The sequence below is a fragment of the Caldivirga sp. MU80 genome (genome assembly GCF_001663375.1).
GTDB lineage: Archaea > Thermoproteota > Thermoprotei > Thermoproteales > Thermocladiaceae > Caldivirga.
The window spans coordinates 15070-32807 of record NZ_LCTF01000019.1 but is presented as its reverse complement, the minus strand read 5'-3'; the positions used below and the strand labels follow the sequence as shown (position 1 = coordinate 32807).

12 protein-coding genes are annotated in these 17738 nt (G+C 50.2%); 7 read left to right on the top strand and 5 right to left on the bottom strand.

The window, feature by feature from the left end:
- Window positions 1-39: 39 nt before the first annotated feature.
- Complete coding sequence (locus AAX04_RS06695) at window positions 40-1158, bottom strand: VIT1/CCC1 transporter family protein (RefSeq protein ID WP_066795906.1); 1119 nt, start codon at window positions 1156-1158, stop codon at window positions 40-42.
- Between the two features lie 85 nt (window positions 1159-1243).
- Here AAX04_RS06695 and AAX04_RS06690 point away from each other — a divergent pair, with 85 nt between their 5' ends.
- A complete protein-coding gene (locus AAX04_RS06690) occupies window positions 1244-2683 on the top strand; it encodes an acetate--CoA ligase family protein (protein ID WP_084761242.1) in 1440 nt (479 codons plus the stop codon).
- Between the two features lies 1 nt (window position 2684).
- On the top strand, window positions 2685-3389 hold the full coding sequence (locus tag AAX04_RS06685; protein WP_066795903.1) for an acetate--CoA ligase family protein: 705 nt from the start codon (window positions 2685-2687) through the stop codon (window positions 3387-3389).
- A 178-nt stretch (window positions 3390-3567) separates the two neighbouring features.
- On the opposite strand, the gene acnA is transcribed toward AAX04_RS06685, so the two are convergent.
- The 3 genes from acnA to AAX04_RS06670 form a co-directional block, all read right to left on the bottom strand.
- Entirely contained in the window at window positions 3568-6249 is a 2682-nt protein-coding gene (gene acnA / locus AAX04_RS06680; protein WP_066795900.1) for an aconitate hydratase AcnA, read from the bottom strand.
- Between the two features lie 311 nt (window positions 6250-6560).
- On the bottom strand, window positions 6561-8981 hold the full coding sequence (locus AAX04_RS06675; RefSeq protein WP_066795897.1) for a valine--tRNA ligase: 2421 nt from the start codon (window positions 8979-8981) through the stop codon (window positions 6561-6563).
- A gap of 105 nt (window positions 8982-9086) precedes the next feature.
- Window positions 9087-11354: a DEAD/DEAH box helicase gene (locus tag AAX04_RS06670; protein WP_066795894.1), complete on the bottom strand. Its 2268-nt coding sequence runs from the start codon at window positions 11352-11354 to the stop codon at window positions 9087-9089.
- Between the two features lie 310 nt (window positions 11355-11664).
- Here AAX04_RS06670 and AAX04_RS06665 point away from each other — a divergent pair, with 310 nt between their 5' ends.
- The 4 genes from AAX04_RS06665 to cyaB all read left to right on the top strand — a co-directional run bounded on the left by AAX04_RS06665 (window position 11665) and on the right by cyaB (window position 14418).
- Window positions 11665-12708: a 50S ribosomal protein L3 gene (locus AAX04_RS06665; protein ID WP_084761241.1), complete on the top strand. Its 1044-nt coding sequence runs from the start codon at window positions 11665-11667 to the stop codon at window positions 12706-12708.
- 1 nt (window position 12709) lies between these two features.
- A complete protein-coding gene (gene rpl4p / locus AAX04_RS06660; protein ID WP_066795892.1) occupies window positions 12710-13543 on the top strand; it encodes a 50S ribosomal protein L4 in 834 nt (277 codons plus the stop codon).
- A 1-nt stretch (window position 13544) separates the two neighbouring features.
- The gene (locus AAX04_RS06655) at window positions 13545-13805 is read left to right on the top strand and encodes a 50S ribosomal protein L23 (protein ID WP_066795889.1); all 261 of its coding nucleotides are present in this window, start codon (window positions 13545-13547) and stop codon (window positions 13803-13805) included.
- A gap of 67 nt (window positions 13806-13872) precedes the next feature.
- Window positions 13873-14418, top strand: coding sequence for a class IV adenylate cyclase (cyaB, locus tag AAX04_RS06650; RefSeq protein WP_066795886.1), 546 nt, complete (start codon window positions 13873-13875; stop codon window positions 14416-14418).
- 400 nt (window positions 14419-14818) lie between these two features.
- On the opposite strand, the gene AAX04_RS06645 is transcribed toward cyaB, so the two are convergent.
- Window positions 14819-15307 (bottom strand): hypothetical protein, encoded by a 489-nt coding sequence (locus AAX04_RS06645; protein WP_066795883.1) that lies wholly within the window; start codon window positions 15305-15307, stop codon window positions 14819-14821.
- A gap of 614 nt (window positions 15308-15921) precedes the next feature.
- On the opposite strand from AAX04_RS06645, the gene AAX04_RS06635 reads away from it, so the two are divergent.
- Window positions 15922-17733 (top strand): ribosome biogenesis/translation initiation ATPase RLI, encoded by a 1812-nt coding sequence (locus AAX04_RS06635; RefSeq protein ID WP_066795877.1) that lies wholly within the window; start codon window positions 15922-15924, stop codon window positions 17731-17733.
- Window positions 17734-17738 lie beyond the last annotated feature (5 nt).

Sequence of the window (17738 nt, the reverse complement as noted above, 5' to 3'; positions counted from 1 at the left end):
AACAACACACCATGTTTAGGTGGGTGGTGAATACTGCACTTAAGCTACGGATGCCCCAAGTAAGTGCGCCAGTGAACCCACTAGGTATGTTACCGTTAATGCCAGTAGGCTTAACCCCACGTTCCTAGCAACCGTACTGCCTATCCTGGCATTACTTGAAACAGCGGTGAATACGCCCGACGCCGTTGTGGCTACAACCATGAGTACTATTGAGGTTGCCAGGGCTACGAATCTACCGGCCACCAACCCAACGGTGGGGAATGGTGCAATCACTAGCGCTGCACCCACTATGTATGATATGCCTGTGCTTACGGCCGACTTAATGGCGTCCTCGGTTGAGCCAGTGTACCCAAGCTCCTTCGCTATAACCATGTCCAGTGCTGCATCCCTATTCTCACTAAGTTCGCTGGCTATCGCCAGTGCTTTATCCTCAGGTACACCACTACTTCTAAGTATGTCACGTACCTTATCCCTAACGGCCTCAATGGGCAGTAGTCTTAGGGTGGTCTTAACCTTATTAACCTTGTAATCCATTAACTCTGATTGGGCTTTAACAGACATGTAGGCGCCGATGGTCATGGACACTGTACCAGCAACCCCAACGATCAGGCCGGCTACGGCTATGAGTAGAGGGTTAGTCACCACTGGCACTAACCCGGCTAATGCGGCCATAACCTCAACCAATCCATCGCTCATGCCGTATATGAAGTCCCTTATATTGTTAAAACGGGTGCTCATTTGGGTGGCCTCCTCTATGAAATAATCCTCATGGATAACCTCATCCCTAATTATATCGTCTAGGCTGGGATCCCTCATGGAGTCTCTGGCATTTACATACCTAGCTATGGCCTCATCCTCCTCCCTCTCCCTAAGCCTAACAACCACGGCAAGGCCAAAAATCACCCTAAGCAGCAGGTAGAAGATCACCTTAAATATGGGTGTATGGGGATTCTTAACTGCTTGACCCGCCCCCTTAGCCTTCGACGCCCAGTACTCGGCATGCCTCAACTCGGTTGAGGCTATCTCCTCAAGGGCGCTCCTCCTCTTGGCATTCCTCTCAACACTAGCTAGGGCTTTGTATATGTGGTAGTCGGTTAATTCATCCCTATAGAATTCTAAGTAATCCACACCACTGGGCCTGGTGCTGGCTTGGTTCATTAACGGGGTCCCTAACCCCCTTTAATAATAAACCCTTCGCATTGCCGGGAATATATTTAAACTGCTGGTGCTTATATAGTGCTATATGGCTACCGAGGTATTGCGTGGTGAATCAGGCCTTAGGGGGAGTAATATTGATGCATTATTCCACCCATCATCAGTGGCCGTGGTTGGTGCAACACCCAAGCAGGGTCACGTAGGCTATGTCATAATGGTTAACCTACTGGGTAAGTTTAAGGGTAAGGTATTCCTAGTTAACCCAAGGTACGACTCCATAAACGGCGTTAAGTGCTATAAGGGCCTAACCGACGTGGATGATGAAGTGGACTTAGCCGTCATAGCAGTCCCGGCCCCCGTGGTTCCCCAGGTGGTTGTGGATGCGGTTAAGAAGGGGGTTAAGGCTTTGATAATAATTAGCGGTGGGTTCAGTGAGGTTGGGGATGAGGGTAGGAGACTTGAGGATGAGGTTAGGTCTATAATTAAGGACTCTAAGGTTAGGGTACTTGGGCCAAACTGCATAGGGGTTTATAACGCGGAGAATGGGCTTGACACCTTCTTCCTACCCGAGGATAGGATGGGGAGGCCGCCCAAGGGTCCAATAGCGTTGATAAGCCAGTCAGGGGCTGTGGCTGCGGCTATACTTGACTGGGCGTCTAGGAGGAAGCTTGGGATAGGTCTCGCTGTCAACTACGGTAATAAGATTGATGTGAGTGAATCTGAGCTGCTGGAGTACTTCGCCGGCAACCCGAACGTGAAAGTTATCACAATGTACATGGAGGGTTTGAAGTACCCTGGGGAGGGTTTAAGGTTCCTTGAGACCGCTAGGAAGGTTGCTCAGGTTAAGCCTGTTATTGTTTACAAGGCAGGTAGGACTAAGGCTTCCGTGCATGCAGTGGCTAGTCACACAGCAGCCTTAGCTGGGGATTACGAAATCTACAGGGGTGCCTTTAGGCAGGCAGGCTTGATAGAGGCTAACAGCGTTAGGGAGATGTTTGACTTAGCCAAGGCCCTGGCCACACAGCCATTGCCGAGGGGTAAGAGGGTGCTGGTCCTCACGGATAGTGGTGGTATGGGTATTCAGGCAGTTGATACATTATCCACGCTTGGCCTTGAGGTCCCTGAGTTACCCGAAACAATGCAGTCAATGCTCAGGAAATACTTGCCACCCCTAGCCATAGTCAGGAACCCTGTTGACGTCACTGGGAGTGCCACCGATGAGTACTACAAGATAGTCCTAGACTCCATCTTACCCACCAGCTACGTTGACATGGCTCTAATAGTCGCTTTAATGCAGATACCAGGGCTAACACCAAACCTGGTCAACTACATAATTGATGCTAAGAGGTACGGTAAACCCATGGTCGTGGTATCCTTCGGTGGAAGTGCATTAATGGAGAAGTTCAATGATGCTCTGGAGAACAGTGGAATACCGGTTTATGCAACACCGGACAGGGGGGCCAGGGCGTTGTGGGCCCTGGTTGAGTATAGTAGGATTAGGAAGATGCTTAGGGAAGAGGTGGAGTGACATGACCCACGATCTGGTTGTTAAGGCCCTGTCGGAGGGTAGGTTTAAGCTACTTGACCACGAGGCCTACCAGCTACTTGAGGCCTACGGCATACCGACACCAGGGTACAGGGTTGTGTCTAATTATGAGGAGGCCATTAAGGCGGCAAACGAGGTGGGTTACCCAGTGGCCATTAAGGTGATTTCCCCAGACATAATGCATAAGACTGATGTCGGCGGTGTAGCATTGAACATAAGCAGTGATGATGAGGTTAAGAGGGCATGCCAGGAGGTGAGCAGTAACGTAAAGCGCCTGGCACCCTACGCCAGGGTCTTCGGTTACCTGGTTCAACACATGGTTCAAGGGGGCCTTGAGGTCATTGTCGGTGGTTTAAGAGACGGCATCTTCGGGACTGTGGTGCTGTTCGGCATGGGGGGTGTTTTAACGGAGCTGTATAGGGATACGTCAATGAGGATTGCGCCCATTACTGAGGATGATGCCTTAAGCATGGTTAAGGAAACCAAGGCGTACCAGTTGATAATCGGTTACAGGGGTATGCCGAGGAGGGATATTTACTCACTGGTTGACATAATGGTCAAGTTCTCCAGGCTAATCGTAGATAACCCACAGATATCTGAGGCTGACCTAAACCCAGTCATAATGCTTGAGAATGGCAAGGGTTCGTATGTTGTTGATGCAAGGTTCATGTTAAAACCACATAATTAAAAAGGTCCCTCGAAATATAATGAAAGCATCTGTGAGTAATTATTAGCCATGGTTATTTAACTCAGTTTAAGCCATAGTTCCTCGGCCATCTTGAAAGTCTAGGTATCTTCAGCATTATTTTAAACACATAGGCTATTAGCTCCAAACCCGAGGAGAATTGTGCTTATCATTAATTGTTTCAGTAGCCTAATGCAATTTTCCTAAGCATGTAGGGTAGTATGCCACCGTGCCTGTAGTACTCAACCTCAACCTCGTTATCCAGCCTGGCCACTGCATCAACCTCCTTAACCTCACCGTTGGGCTTGGTTATCCTAATCCTCAGCTTCTTCCTTGGTTCAAGCCCCTCCTCAATACCCAATACATCAACCACCTCGTTGCCTGTTAACCCAAGGCCCCTCCAGCTTACTCCCTCGGGTAGTTGAATTGGCAACACCCCCATGTCCACTAGGTTACTTCTATGAATCCTCTCAAAGCTCTCCGCTATGACAGCCTTAACGCCCAGCAGTAGAGTTGCCTTAGCCGCCCAATCCCTACTGCTCCCTGAGCCGTACTGCTTACCTGCGAACACAATCAGTGGGACGCCCTCGGACTGGTACTGCATCGCAACTTCGTAGACTGTAGCCACCTTACCATCCGGCCAATGCACTGTGTAGCCTCCGTCCTTATTGACCATGAGGTTCCTGAGCTTGACGTTGCTGAACCCGCCCCTAACCATGACCTCGTGGTTACCCCTCCTTGAGCCGTATGTGTTGAACTCACTGGGCTTAACACCCCTCTCCATTAGGTACTTGGCGGCTGGGCTGTCGAGTGGTATTGAGCCTGCCGGTGAAATGTGGTCTGTGGTTATTTTATCGCCGAGGAGTAGCAGTATCCTAGCCCCCTTAATATCCCTCAGCGGTGGTGGTTCTGGGGTTATGTTCTCGAAGAATGGCGGCTTCCTTATGTAGGTTGAGGATGGGTCCCACTGGTAGAGTAAGCCACTTGGGGCCTTAAGCCCCTCCCACAATTCATCACCCTTATATACGTCTGCGTACCTTCTCCTATACAATTCCGGCGTCACCATGCTTTTAATCACGGAGTTAACCTCATCCATGCTTGGCCAGATATCCCTCAGGTACACTGGCCTACCATTTGGATCGTAGCCGAGTGGCTCATTATCGAAGTCTATGTCTATCCTACCGGCCAGTGCATAGGCCACCACGAGCATTGGAGATGCTAGGTAAGCCGCCTTAACCAGCGGGTGTATCCTACCCTCGTAATTCCTGTTACCGCTCAAAACAGCGACGGTGTATATGTCGTTCTCCCTAATCGCCTTAGCCACGGGTTCGGGTAATGGGCCCGTGTTGCCTATGCATACCGTGCACCCATACCCAGTCACGTGGAACCCAAGGGCCTCAAGGTAAGGCATTAAGCCGGCTGCCGTTAGGTAGTCCGTGACTACCCTTGAGCCTGGGGCTAGGCTGGTCTTAACCCAGGGCTTGGTTCTAAGCCCCTTCTCAACAGCCTTCTTAGCCATTAAACCAGCCCCAATTAGGACTGTTGGGTTGCTAGTGTTCGTGCAGCTGGTTATGGCGGCTATGACGACTGCCCCATCGCTCAACTTAACCTCAATGTCATTAATGCTGACTAGGCTACTCCTCTTACCACCCCTACTGTTGGCGTACTCATCAATAAGCTTGGAGACCATTGCCTTAGCGGACTTGAGAGGTATCTTCTCATCTGGGTTCCTTGGGCCAGCTATGACTGGTTCAACCTCACTTAGGTCAAATTGATAGTTTTCGCTGAAGGCTGGGTCATAGTTGTCGGTGTAGAATAGGCCGACGTGTTTAAGGTACTCCTCGACAAGCTTAACGTGGGTTTCATCCCTACCCGTTAGCCTTAGGTAGCTTAGGGTTAATTCATCAACGGGGAATAGGCCCGTGGTTGCACCGTACTCAGGCGACATGTTGGATATGGTTGCCCTATCCCACGCCGGGAGCGCCTTAATGCCTGGGCCGTAGAACTCAACGATCTTACCAACCACATTCCTCCTCCTAAGGAATTCTGTTATGTTGAGCACAATGTCGGTTGCCGTGACGCCCTCCCTGGGTTCACCAATCAACTTAACCCCAACCACCTGGGGTATCGTTATGTAGTGTGGTTGCCCAAGCATAACGGCCTCAGCCTCAATACCACCCACACCCCACCCAAGAACCCCAATACCACTAACCATGGTGGTGTGGCTGTCCGTACCGAGTACTGTGTCCGGGTAGGCTGAGGCATTGGCAGTATTGACGAAGACTACCTTGGCCAGGTACTCAACGTTGACCTGGTGTATGATCCCCTTACCAGGTGGCACAACCTTAAAATTGCTGAAGGCTGATTGAGCCCACTTCAGGAACACGTACCTCTCCCTATTCCTCTCAAACTCAAGCTCCATGTTCAACCTTAAGGCGTCAGACACCCCAAAGTAGTCCACCTGGACTGAGTGGTCTATGACAAGGTCCACGGGTATGAGTGGGTTAATGACCTTGGGGTCCTTACCCAACCCAGCCACCGCATCCCTCATAGCGGCCAGGTCAGCCACAAGTGGAACCCCTGTGAAGTCCTGTAGGATCAACCTTGCTGGTATGAATGGTATTTCCTTGGGGTACTGGGCCTTAGGATCCCACTTAAGCAGGGTCTCCACATCCTCAACCTTAACCACCTTACCATCGTAGTTCCTCACCACGCTCTCCAGCAGTATCCTAATGCTTATCGGTAACCTAGACACCTTAAACCCAAGCTCCTCAAACCTATTCACGTTCCAAATCCTCAACCGGCCCATGGGTGAATCCCACTCCTCCTTAACCTCCCTAATTTCACGCTCACCAAGGCTCATGATTAATCGGACGAATGGGAAGCTTAAAAAGCATTACCTGTGTGTAAAATAAGGAAAACAGCGTATCTATATTAAACTCGGCACGTTCAAAGGTATTTCATAGTGGTTAAACGCATTAGATACGAATGTCGAGACTAAGTTAGTGGGCACCCGCAGGATTTACAAAAATGAGTTATGCCGCAATGTCTCCTAATCAAGCGCCATGAGGTGTCGGTAATGTGAATGATTCATGGGTTAAGTCAAGGGTTAGCTAAGGAGAGACCAGTGTGCTTTGAGGGTCACCACGTAGAAATGGGTCTTACCGGTAATGCCTAACTCTTAGGCATAAGTATGTAGATGCCCTCACCTATGTTAACAGCCTCGCTGGGTGGTTTAGTGAAGCTGAAGCTGACCTTATGCATGCTCTCAAGCTCCCTCTTCAACGGTTCAAGTTCAGGTTGTGCGTAGACCACGGCGTTGAGCCTCTCGGCTAGGCTTAACCTCATCTTGTTCTTAAAGCCCCATATTGAACTGTTGAGGTTCATAAACAATCTAAGCGCCTTACCCATTGCCTCATCGTAGCCCTCAGGATCATTAATGAACTCGCCATGTATGCTCCTACCATGTATGCCCCTCCATATTGCATCGGTTATGAATGGCATAATTGGGGCAAGCATCCTCAGCGAGTAGTCGAGGACCCTATGCAGCGTGAACCAGGCACCCCTCTGCTCAGCCTCTGTGAACGCCCCATCGCGATTGTAGGCCCTGGACTTAACGGCCTCTATGTAGTGGTCAGCGAAGATGTGCCAGAGGAATTCGTAGATGGCCATTGTTGGCTCGTAAGTGTCGAAGCCGCTTAAGCCATCAATGTAAACCCTGGCAACCCTATTAAGCTCATTGAGGATTAGCCTATCTAAGTAAGTCAACTCGTACCCATCATTCACCTCAGGGAATTGTGATATGAATCTAGCTATGTTCCACAACTTAGTGGTGAAGTCCTTCCCAGTCTTAACAACATGCTCACTGTACCTGAAGTCGTAGCCAAGCCTACCGGCCACGGCGGCCCAGAACCTAACCGCATCGGCGCCATACTTCTCGGCTGGTGCTAGTGAATCTATTACGTTACCCTTGGACTTATGCATTGCCTCACCCTTCTCATCAAGCCCCATACCATTGATCCTGACGTACCTGAACGGCGGCTTGCCGAATAGGTGCATTGCCCTGAGGACTGAGTAGTATAGCCAAGTCCTTATTATCTCATAGCCCTGGGGCCTAACTATGCCATCTGGGTAGGCGGCGTTGAACAGTGACTTATCCCTAGTGTACCCTGAGGCATACATCCACGATATTGATGAATCGAACCAAGTGTCCAGTATCCTATCTTCACCTATCAGCCTACCGCCCCTGCACTTCTCCTTAACCTCACTCGGTGGTTCATCAACCCACGGCCTATAGTACCTGCCTGGGTTCGGTAGTATGGGCCTTGCGTTGCCTTCATCATCAACGCAGTACCAGATGGGTATCTCAGTGCCGTAATACCTCCTCCTGCTTATCGGCCAGTCAAACTCAAGTGAATTAACCCAATCAGTGAGCATCTTCTTGTACTCCGGTGGGGTGAACTTCATGTCCTCAATAACCTTGAGCAGCTTATCCTTGAACTCAAGCTGCTTGACGAAGTACTCCCTGGTCACTATTATCTCAATGGGTGTCTTACACCTCCAGCACACGGGCACGGTATGCCTAAGGGGCTCCCTCTTAACCAGTAGACCTGCCGCCTCAAGATCCTTAACAATCCTCTCCCTAGCCTCCCTAATACCTAACCCATCGTACTTGCCAGTGCCCTTTAACTTACCATCCTGGGTGACCACAATCCTAATGGGGAGTCTCAACTCATTCACTATGGCTAAGTCCCTTGTATCGCCGAAGGTGCTTATCATCTCAACGCCAGTGCCGAACTCCTTCTTAACCGACTGGTGGGGTATTATCGGGACCTCCTGGTTGAATAATGGGACAATTGCATGCATACCCCTCAACCTACCGTACCTCTCGTCCTCTGGGTTGTACGCCACGGCTACCGTTGCGGCCAGTAGCTCAGGCCTTGTGGTGGCTATTATCAAGTCTTCGCCGGTCTCCTTAACCTTAAACTTAATGTAATTCAGGTGCGTATCCTCCTCCCTATACTCAACCTCAGGCTCGGCTAGTGCCGTCATGCACCTTGGGCACCATATGGTTGGCCTCTCGGCCTCGTATATTAGGCCCCTGTTCCACATCTCTATGAAGGTCGCCTGGGTCATTGTCCTGTACTCAACGCTATCAGTCCCGTTTGGTATGTACTCGGCTGATATGCCCCACCTCCTAAGCACCTTAACCCACTCCCTCTCGTACTCGTCCAGTTGAGCCTTACATAGCCTGAGGAACTCCTCTCTGGGCACGTCCTGCATCCTCTTGCCAAGCCTCTTCTCAACCTCCACCTCAACGGGTAGGCCATTCCTGTCGGCGTACCAGGGGAAGATGACTGTGTAGCCCCTCATCCTGTGGAACCTGGCTATCATGTCCATTTGGGCGTAGGTGGCGAATTGACCTATGTGGGGCCTACCACTCATGTACGGTGGTGGGGTGTCTATCACAAGGACTTTGCCTTCACGAACCCCCTGCCCCTTACTCAACCCAGAATCCCGCTCCCTATCCCAGGTTTCAAGTAGCTCAAGTTCCCTCTTCAAATCCCACGACTTCTCCTTAAGCTTAGGCTCCATACCAATAATAATCCCCAATTACCGGCTTGGGTTCGATTTTAAGCTTTACGTTGACAAGCAGCGAGGGCTTAATAAACATCATTTAATTATACCCAACTGGCCGTGTTAAAGTATGTGGTCGAGTAAACCACCCCTAGCGCCCTTACCCTGCCCACTAATGGCTGCTTCGGTGAATTTAACCACCTTACCCTCATTAACCAATTGCCTAGCCTGCTCCAATATGGAGCTGGCCACCCTTTCACCAATACCATGCACCCTGGTTAACTCGCTTAAATTAGCCTTGGCAAGGTCCTCAATGGTCCTGTAGCCGGCGTTGAATAGGGCCCTTGCCCTAACCCTACCAACCCCCTCAAGGTTAACCACTAGTTCAAGCAACTCACCCCTAACCCCATACCTAACCCTGTACTTAAGCGCCCTAAGCCCATTAACAACGTCACCACCTAATTTAAGCGTCCTAGCTAACTCCTGGAGTGCACTCACTAGCCACTCCGCCTGGTCTGAGAGGACCCTTAAATCACCAGGCTGAACATCGTATAGCTTCATTATCTGGTCTTCGCTGTTTTCGTTAATCCAATCCAGGAGGGCCATGGCGGTCTTGAATTCTGACAGGAAGTCCTCGTAATCCTCGGGGTAGTTGAGCAGCTCATCCTCTTCACAGGGTTTTAGGGGTATTGAGCCCCACATTGACGCCGCCCGCTGGGCCAATTCATCCAACTCGCCCCTCTTGACCTTAACCTTAGGTACCTTGGGTGATTTAACTATGAGCATAAGTGAATACGCATCCAGGTCTATACCGGCCCCCAGTTTGCCTAGGCCAAGTATGAAGATGTGTGCCGTGTCTGGGTCTAGGTAAACCCTGTTAACCACCGAGCCAACCTCAGTGGCCTCAAACTTATCTCCACTCTTAACGATGAAGCCGTAGTCCACTAGTTCATCAACAATCCTACTAATCATCCTTTTAATTGAATTAACCTGAATGCTGCTAAACATGCCCTGTGAACCAGCGAATGTACCTGAGACAAACCTGACTAGGTCATCCAGTGTTTCAGCGTATTGGCTGGCTATGGCTGAGAGTATGTGGAACTTCAGCGATGTGGTGTTCATGAAGTTTGACCTAACGTACTCGGGCGGCGACTTAATGTACTTGTCAATTATGTAATCAACCTCATCCTTACTTGAGGCAACCACTATGGCCTCGCCGTATGGGTCTAACCCGGGCCTACCTGCCCTACCAGCCATCTGCTTATACTCCATGACCGGTATCTCAATGAAACCGAAGCCCGGTTCGTAACGCCTATACTCGTTTATAATAACCCTACGTGCAGGTAGGTTAACACCCGCCGCCAGGGTCGTTGTTGAGGCGAGGGCCTTCAACACCCCCTTCCTGAAGCCATCCTCAATTATCCTCCTAACCTCAAGTTCAAGGCCGGCGTGGTGGAAGGAGACGCCGCACTTTATCAGGTTGGTTAATTCATCAGCCAGTATCCTTGATGACGAGGCCTCCCTAACATCCTCAGCCAGTTTACCAGCCTCCTCGGGGTCAATGTACCTGACAGGTGATGAGCATATGTACTCGGCCAGCTTCCTGGCAATCCTCACAGCCCCCTGCCTTGAGGATGAGAAGACCAGCACCTGCCCACCCTCGTTGAGTGTGTCCATGGTTAGGTTGATTAATGGGTCACCCTGCCCACCAACACGCCTCTCACCATCATTAACGAAGGTCACGACACCCCTGTAGTAAACACCCTCCCTCAGGTTTACAGGTCTCCAGTCTGACTTAACCAGCCTTGCGTTGAGCCACTTGGCCAGTTCCTCGGGGTTGCCTATTGTTGCGCTTAGGCCTATTAATTGGGGTTTTAGGTTAAGCATCCTTAACTTGGCCACTATGGACTCTATTATCGGCCCCCTCTCCTCATCGTTCACGTAATGTATCTCATCTATTATTAACTGGCCAACGTCCCATATCCAACTGGGCTTAAGCCTAAGTAGGCTATCCAACTTCTCGTAGGTGGTTATCACCACGTCGTAGGAGTTCAACCACCTATCCTCACTATTGTAATCCCCAGTGGATGCAGCTACCCTAATGCCCAATTCACCGTAGGCCTTAAAGTCGTTGAGCTTCTCAAAAGCCAACGCCTTAAGCGGCACGGTTATGATAGTCTTCTTATCGTTGGTCAGTACGTTGTTGACCGCAGCCACCTCGGCCATTAGGGTCTTCCCGGACGCAGTGGCCGACACCATTAGCAGGTTCTCGCCGTTAAGTAAACCAGCTCTAACAGCCTCCTCCTGTGGTGGGTAAAGGGTCCTAATGCCCCTCTTACTCACCAGGAATTCCTTAAGCACCCCCGGTATCGGCAAATCCTCAACATTCACTGGGAGGGTTAATGCCCGTTGATTAATATGCCTTATTACTTAACTTAAACTTTAAGCTAATACAGTACACTAATGAAACACCCATGCCTAATGCACCCCTCCCCCATTAACAGCGCCTCTTCAGCATACCTTAAGCTCCATCCCATCGGTAACCTTAAACCCCATCCAATAGGCCCCTTTCACATAACCAGCGGCTAAGGTGTTTTCCGTAATTGCCGTAATGGTGGGGGATAGGCGCCGTGGCTAATCCTCATCATCTATAAAGCTTAAAAAGGCCACGTTCATTAGCCCACCGCTAAGGTGTGTTGTAGTGGGGTTGAAGATTCATAGACCTAGGAGGGGATCCATGGCGTATTACCCTAGGAAGAGAGCCAGGGACATAGTGCCTAGGATACGTAACTGGCCTACCGTAGACCTAGGTAAGCCAACGCTACTGGGCTTCGTGGGTTACAAGGTTGGGATGGTGCACGCCACAATCGTTGATGATAGGAAGACAAGCCCATTCTTCGGTAAGGAGCTTGTGGAGGCCGCCACCGTCATAGAGACACCCCCACTTTACGTGGTTGGCGTGAGGGCGTACGGTGTTGACCCCATTAAGGCCGAGTTCAGGAGTATTGGTGAAGCCTGGTTCAACGTACCTGATGAGGTTAAGAAGTACCTCAGAAGGAGGATACCCACCCTGCCTGAGAAGTTTGACGTGGATAAGGCTATTGGGGAGTTGAACAGCATGGTTGATTTAATAAAGTACGTTAGGGTGATAGCCATGACGCAACCCTACAAGGCTGGCATAGGTAAGAAGACGCCTGAAGTCCTGGAGATACCGGTAGGCGGGGTACCGGCCATTGATGAGGCTCTTAAGTACGCCCTGGGGTTGTTAGGTAAGGAGGTTAAGCCAATGGATGTGTTTAAGCCAGGTCAACTGGTGGATGTGGTAGGGGTGACTAAGGGTAAGGGCACCCAGGGCGTCATCAAGAGGTTCGGCGTTAAGGAACTGCCCAGGTGGCATAAGCATAGGAAGGGTTCGAGGAGGACTGGTACAATAGGCCCCAAGCCAGCCGTCATGTTCACCCAACCCAGGATGGGGCAGTTGGGCTTCCAAAGGCGTACCGAGTACAATAAAAGGATTCTTAAGATAGGCGACAATGGAGCCGAGGTGACGCCAAAGGGTGGGTTTAAGCACTACGGCATCATCAAGAGCGGTTACATCCTCGTTGAAGGTTCAGTGCCTGGTGTAGTCAAGAGGCTAATAGCCCTAAGGTACCCAATCAGGCCACCGCTTAACTACGATATTAGGCAGGTTCAGGCACCCAACATAACGTGGGTAAGCACAATGGGTATTAGCGGGGTGAGTTGAGGTGAGCATAGACCTATCCCCACTGTTAAGGAACCTATACGAGGTCCCTGCTAAGGCTAAGCTACTCAACCTCAACGGGGAGATAATTGGGGAGGTTGAGCTACCGCCCCAATTCAAGACGCCTATAAGGCCGGATGTGATTAGGAGGGCGGTGTTAAGCGCATTGACGGCTAGGCTGCAGCCCAAGGGCACGGACCCGGAGGCTGGCTTAAGGTCGTCTGCGGTTAGCTTCGGGACTGGGTTGGGTATAGCCAGGGTGCCTAGGATTAAGGGCAACCTATGGCCGAGGGCCAGGATAGCCCCAAACGTAGTTAAGGGTAGGAGGGCCCACCCACCTAAGGTTGAGAAGAGGCTTTGGGAGAGGGTGAATAGGAGGGAGAGGTTGCTGGCCATTAGGTCTGCCATAGCCGCCACGGCGATTAGGGAATTGGTTGCGGCCAGGGGGCACGTTATAGGTGACGTTAAGGCTATACCACTGGTCGTCGTGAACGACTTCGAGAACGTGGGTAAGGCCTCAGAGGCTAAGGCAGTCTTCAAGGCCCTCGGGTTATGGAGTGATGTGGTCAGGGCTCAACGTAGGGTTAGGATTAGGGCTGGGAAGGGTAAGATGAGGGGTAGGAGGTATAAGGAGCCTAAGAGCGCCCTAGTGGTGGTTTCAAGGAAGGACGCACCCGTGATTAAGGCAGTCAGAAACATGGCCGGCGTTGATGTAATCTACGTCGACAACCTAAGTGTGCTCCACCTAGCCCCAGGTGGCGCGCCGGGTAGGTTAACCCTGTGGACCCAGGGGGCCATTGAGAGGCTGGGGAGAGAGGGCTTATTCATGGGTGAGTGACATGTCAACCCAACCGGTCATAGTTAGGTTCGTACTAACGGAGAAGGCTATTAGGCTGGCTGAGAGGGAGAACACGCTAACGGTCATAGTGCCAAGGGGCGCCAGCAAGAAGGTGATTAAGGATTACATCGAGAAGGCGTATAAGGTTAAGGTCGTGGGCGTCAGGACACTGATAACGATGGAGGGGGAGAAGAAGGCGTACGTCAGGTTGGCCAGTGAGAACAACGCCGTTGAGCTACTCACCAACCTAGGCCTAATGTAACTGCCCCATCAATTAATTTGTAGGATTTAGCCGTAGTTTTATAAAGATAAGCACCCATGGTTAACGCATGCTTGAGGTTGAGGTTAAGTTCAGGGTAAGGGACGTTAAGGGCCTGGTTAATAGGCTTAGGGGGTTTGCAACCCACATCGGCAGTAACGTTGAGGAGGATCACTACTTCAATCACCCATGCAGGGACTTCAGGAGCACTGATGAGGCAGTTAGGGTTAGGGTTTATGGGTCGGGCAGGGTTACGGTAACCTACAAGGGTCCTAGACTTGGGGGTGAGGGTAAGGTTAGGGTTGAGTATAACGTCGACGTTGACTCGGCGGATAACGTGATCAATATGCTTAAGGCGCTCGGCTTCAGGGAGGTTGCGGTCATTAGGAAGGAGAGGGATGAGTACACCTACGGCAACTACACCATATACGTCGATAAGGTTGACAGGCTAGGGGACTTCCTCGAGGTGGAGACCCTAACCAACGACCAGGGTATAGTAGGCGAATTGGTCAAGGGGATAGTGAACTTCACGAAAAGAATGCTGAACATAGGTGAAGACGCAATAGAACCCAAAACCTACCTGGAACTAATAATGAGCAAGGTTAATCAAGACTAAGACGTCAACCTTCAACTCTCCCCTTGAGATCATCACAGCGTATTAAGGCAGCATGGTTCACGTTAATAATCACGTTAATAAGTTTGAAGGAGGGCTAATTTTAAATACCTTAACTGGGTTAATTAAACTCACACTATGCCCACCAACTTCTCAACATACTTCCTAAGTTATTCTACACATTGCGGCAGCTTAAAGTAGTGCCCCTATTGCGTCAGGTGCCTCATCAATGTACCTGTTGTAGAGTTTTCTAGCTAATTAAGTAGTTTGTTGATCCCCTTAATAGTTAAGTCCTCCTTATCAATGAGCTCAAGGGGCATTTTCTGCTTCACCTCCATGGGCAGCATGTTGAAGTATTGACTGTGTTGATAAGCTTGGTGGGCTTGAGTTTAGTCCACAGTAACTAGTCTACTAGTTTTTTACCGTACTTCCCGTAGACCTTACCACGTATGGCGGCTGCGTAGTAAAGTGCCTTCATGGCGTTTTCAGGGTCCTTCTCCCGGTACTCATCGTAAAGCTTCCTAGCAAGCCTAAGCAATTCATCAGCCTCCTCGGGCGTTAAATCCTCACCCTTGTCAACAAGTTCAAGTATCCTCCTCCTCTCAGCCTCAGTGAGCGGGTTAGTTGTGGTGGAGACGATACCTCTAAGTGCCATTTTCCATGCATCAACATCCTCAATAATACCCCTCTTATTCAATCGCTCAATCAAGCTAACCATGAAGTCTTTCATCAGCCAGTTCAACTTATCCTCAACCCTACTTAGCCTATCCTCAACCCTGGCAAGCCTCTCCCTCAAATCATTAACACTCCTCACTAGGCTAACAACAATGCTTAATACACTAATAACCACACTCAGTACTGCCGCCAAAAGCCCAATAGTAAGGTAGTCCACACCCAGAGCACCAAGTGCTCCTCTGTTCCATATTTTATAAGGATTTTTAGTCAAACCAATATCCCTAAAATCCACCATTTTTAAGAGTCTTCAATTCTCCTTTGAGGTCCTCCGGTTCTTGTGTTTTTAGGGTTTTTAGGTTTTTCTTTTTATTTTGAATTGTCACCATTGGAACAGGGTTCCGGGGTTCATTGTATGGTTCATCCGTGTTCCAATGGTTTTGATGGTAGAATTGAATGGTTGTTTCAATTGAAAGGTAATGGAGGAATTGAAATAGTGTTCCAATGGTTTTAAGTCCAATGCAAAATGGGCGAGTTGCATGAAACATGCAAAAGCAATGAGGAACTAATTGAAACTAAACCTATGAGGCGCACCAGTTAAAATGCATGGTAACGGTATGTTAACTTTAACTGGGTGTAAGGTTAGGGTTAAATTTAATTCTGCTTTCCTGTTGTTAGGTTAGGTTTAATTTTTGGCTCCTAGGTGGCTTTAGTTTAGTGATGAGCACGCTGGTATATGATGGGTGATTAGGGTCAGAGAAACTGATGTCCATGATTTTAATTGGGTACAAAGTGTTAAAAAGCTAAGAATTCGGGGGTTCGGGTGTTGTATCAATGCCTACTAGGATAGCTGTTGTTGATAAGGATCTTTGCCAACCTAGGAAGTGTAGTCAGGAGTGTATTAGGTTTTGCCCCGTGGTTAGGACTGGTAAGAGGGCTATTTACTTCGATGAGCAGTTGAATAGGCCTGTGATAACGGACCTGTGTACAGCGTGTGGTATATGCGTTAGGAAGTGCCCCTTCGAGGCGATAACCATAATCAACCTACCCTCTGAGCTTGACGAGGATTGCGTTCACCAGTATGGGCCCAGTGGCTTTAAGTTGTTTAGGTTGCCCATGCTTAAGCAGGGTAAGGTAATAGGTGTGCTTGGGCAGAATGCCCTCGGTAAAACAACCATAGCCAACATACTGGCTGGCTCCCTAATACCAAACCTCTGCACAGGTGGCGGTGGTAAGGATGATGTGGTTAGGAGGTTTAGGGGGACTGAGCTCCAAACCTACTTCACAAGGCTCTACAGCAATCAATTGAGGGTTATCCACAAGACCCAGTACATAGAGTTGATACCAATGGCGGTTAAGGGTAAGGTTAGGGATGTCTTAATGAAGGTTGGTGGCGATGAGGGTAAGGTGCTTGACGTGGCCGGTAAGTTGAACCTAACCCACCTGCTGGATAGGGATGTCTCAGTGCTTAGTGGTGGTGAGCTTCAAAGGCTAGCCATAGCGGCCGCCATGCTTAGGAGTGGAGACGTCTACATCTTCGATGAACCCACAACCCACCTGGACATTACCGAGAGGCTTAGGGTGGCTAAGGCTATTAGTGAATTGGCCTCGGGGGGCAGGTACATAGTAATCATTGACCATGACCTAGCCGTCCTAGACTACCTAGCCGACCTGGTAGTCATCCTCTACGGTAAGCCAGGGGCCTATGGGGTTGTTTCAAGTGTTAGGGGGGCTAAGGAGGGGATTAACGAGTACCTCAAGGGTTACTTAACCAACGAGAACATGATGATTAGGAGGGAGGCCATAACCTTCAAGGCAACCCCACCACCCAGGGAGGTTAGGAGGGAGAAGGTTATGGTGGAGTGGGATAGGTTAACCAAGGGGCTCGGTGACTTTAAGCTAATTGCCCAGCCTGGGCAGTTAATGAGGGGTGAGGTTGTGGGTGTCCTGGGGCCTAACGGCATCGGTAAGACAACCTTCGCAAGGCTCCTTGTCGGTGAGCTTCAACCCGACGAGGGGGTTGTCATGCCGTACGGCCAGGTTAGGATAAGCTACAAGCCCCAATACATTAGGGACGTTGCCGTCAAGTACCCTGACCTCACGGTCAACGCATTGATAAGCAAGGTGGCGGGGCCGGATTATAGGGAGAAGCCCCACTGGCCGGACTTAGCCAACAGCCTACTGCTAAACCCAATAATGGATAAGGGGCTGGGCGAGCTGAGCGGTGGGGAGTTGCAGAGGGTTATGATAGCGGCCGCCCTGCTTAAGGATGCGGAGCTCTACGTCCTTGATGAACCAATGGCCTACCTGGACATTGAGCAGAGGATTAGGACCGCCAGGGTTATTGCAAGGTTGGCTGAGGAGAGGGAGTCAACGGTGCTCTTCATTGAGCACGACGTAACCATGCTAGACTACGTCAGCACCACGGTAATGGTCTTTGAGGGTGAGCCCGGTAGGCTAGGCATAGCAAACCCACCCACGGGTCTTAGGGATGGCATGAACACCTTCTTCAAGGCGCAGGACATAACATTCAGGAGGGATGCACGCAACGGTAGGCCTAGGATAAATAAGAGGGGTTCGGTGATGGATAGGGTGCAGAGGGAGGTTGGCGAATACTACTATTACATGCCGGAGAAGGAAGAGTAACGGGG

Bases quoted from the DNA above. Each gene is read 5' to 3' on its own strand.
- AAX04_RS06695 (WP_066795906.1), bottom strand. From the start codon at position 1,158: ATGAACCAAGCCAGCACCAGGCCCAGTGGTGTGGATTACTTAGAATTC.
- AAX04_RS06690 (WP_084761242.1), top strand. From the start codon at position 1,244: ATGGCTACCGAGGTATTGCGTGGTGAATCAGGCCTTAGGGGGAGTAAT.
- AAX04_RS06685 (WP_066795903.1), top strand. From the start codon at position 2,685: ATGACCCACGATCTGGTTGTTAAGGCCCTGTCGGAGGGTAGGTTTAAG.
- acnA (WP_066795900.1), bottom strand. From the start codon at position 6,249: ATGAGCCTTGGTGAGCGTGAAATTAGGGAGGTTAAGGAGGAGTGGGAT.
- AAX04_RS06675 (WP_066795897.1), bottom strand. From the start codon at position 8,981: ATGGAGCCTAAGCTTAAGGAGAAGTCGTGGGATTTGAAGAGGGAACTT.
- AAX04_RS06655 (WP_066795889.1), top strand. From the start codon at position 13,545: ATGTCAACCCAACCGGTCATAGTTAGGTTCGTACTAACGGAGAAGGCT.
- cyaB (WP_066795886.1), top strand. From the start codon at position 13,873: ATGCTTGAGGTTGAGGTTAAGTTCAGGGTAAGGGACGTTAAGGGCCTG.
- AAX04_RS06635 (WP_066795877.1), top strand. From the start codon at position 15,922: ATGCCTACTAGGATAGCTGTTGTTGATAAGGATCTTTGCCAACCTAGG.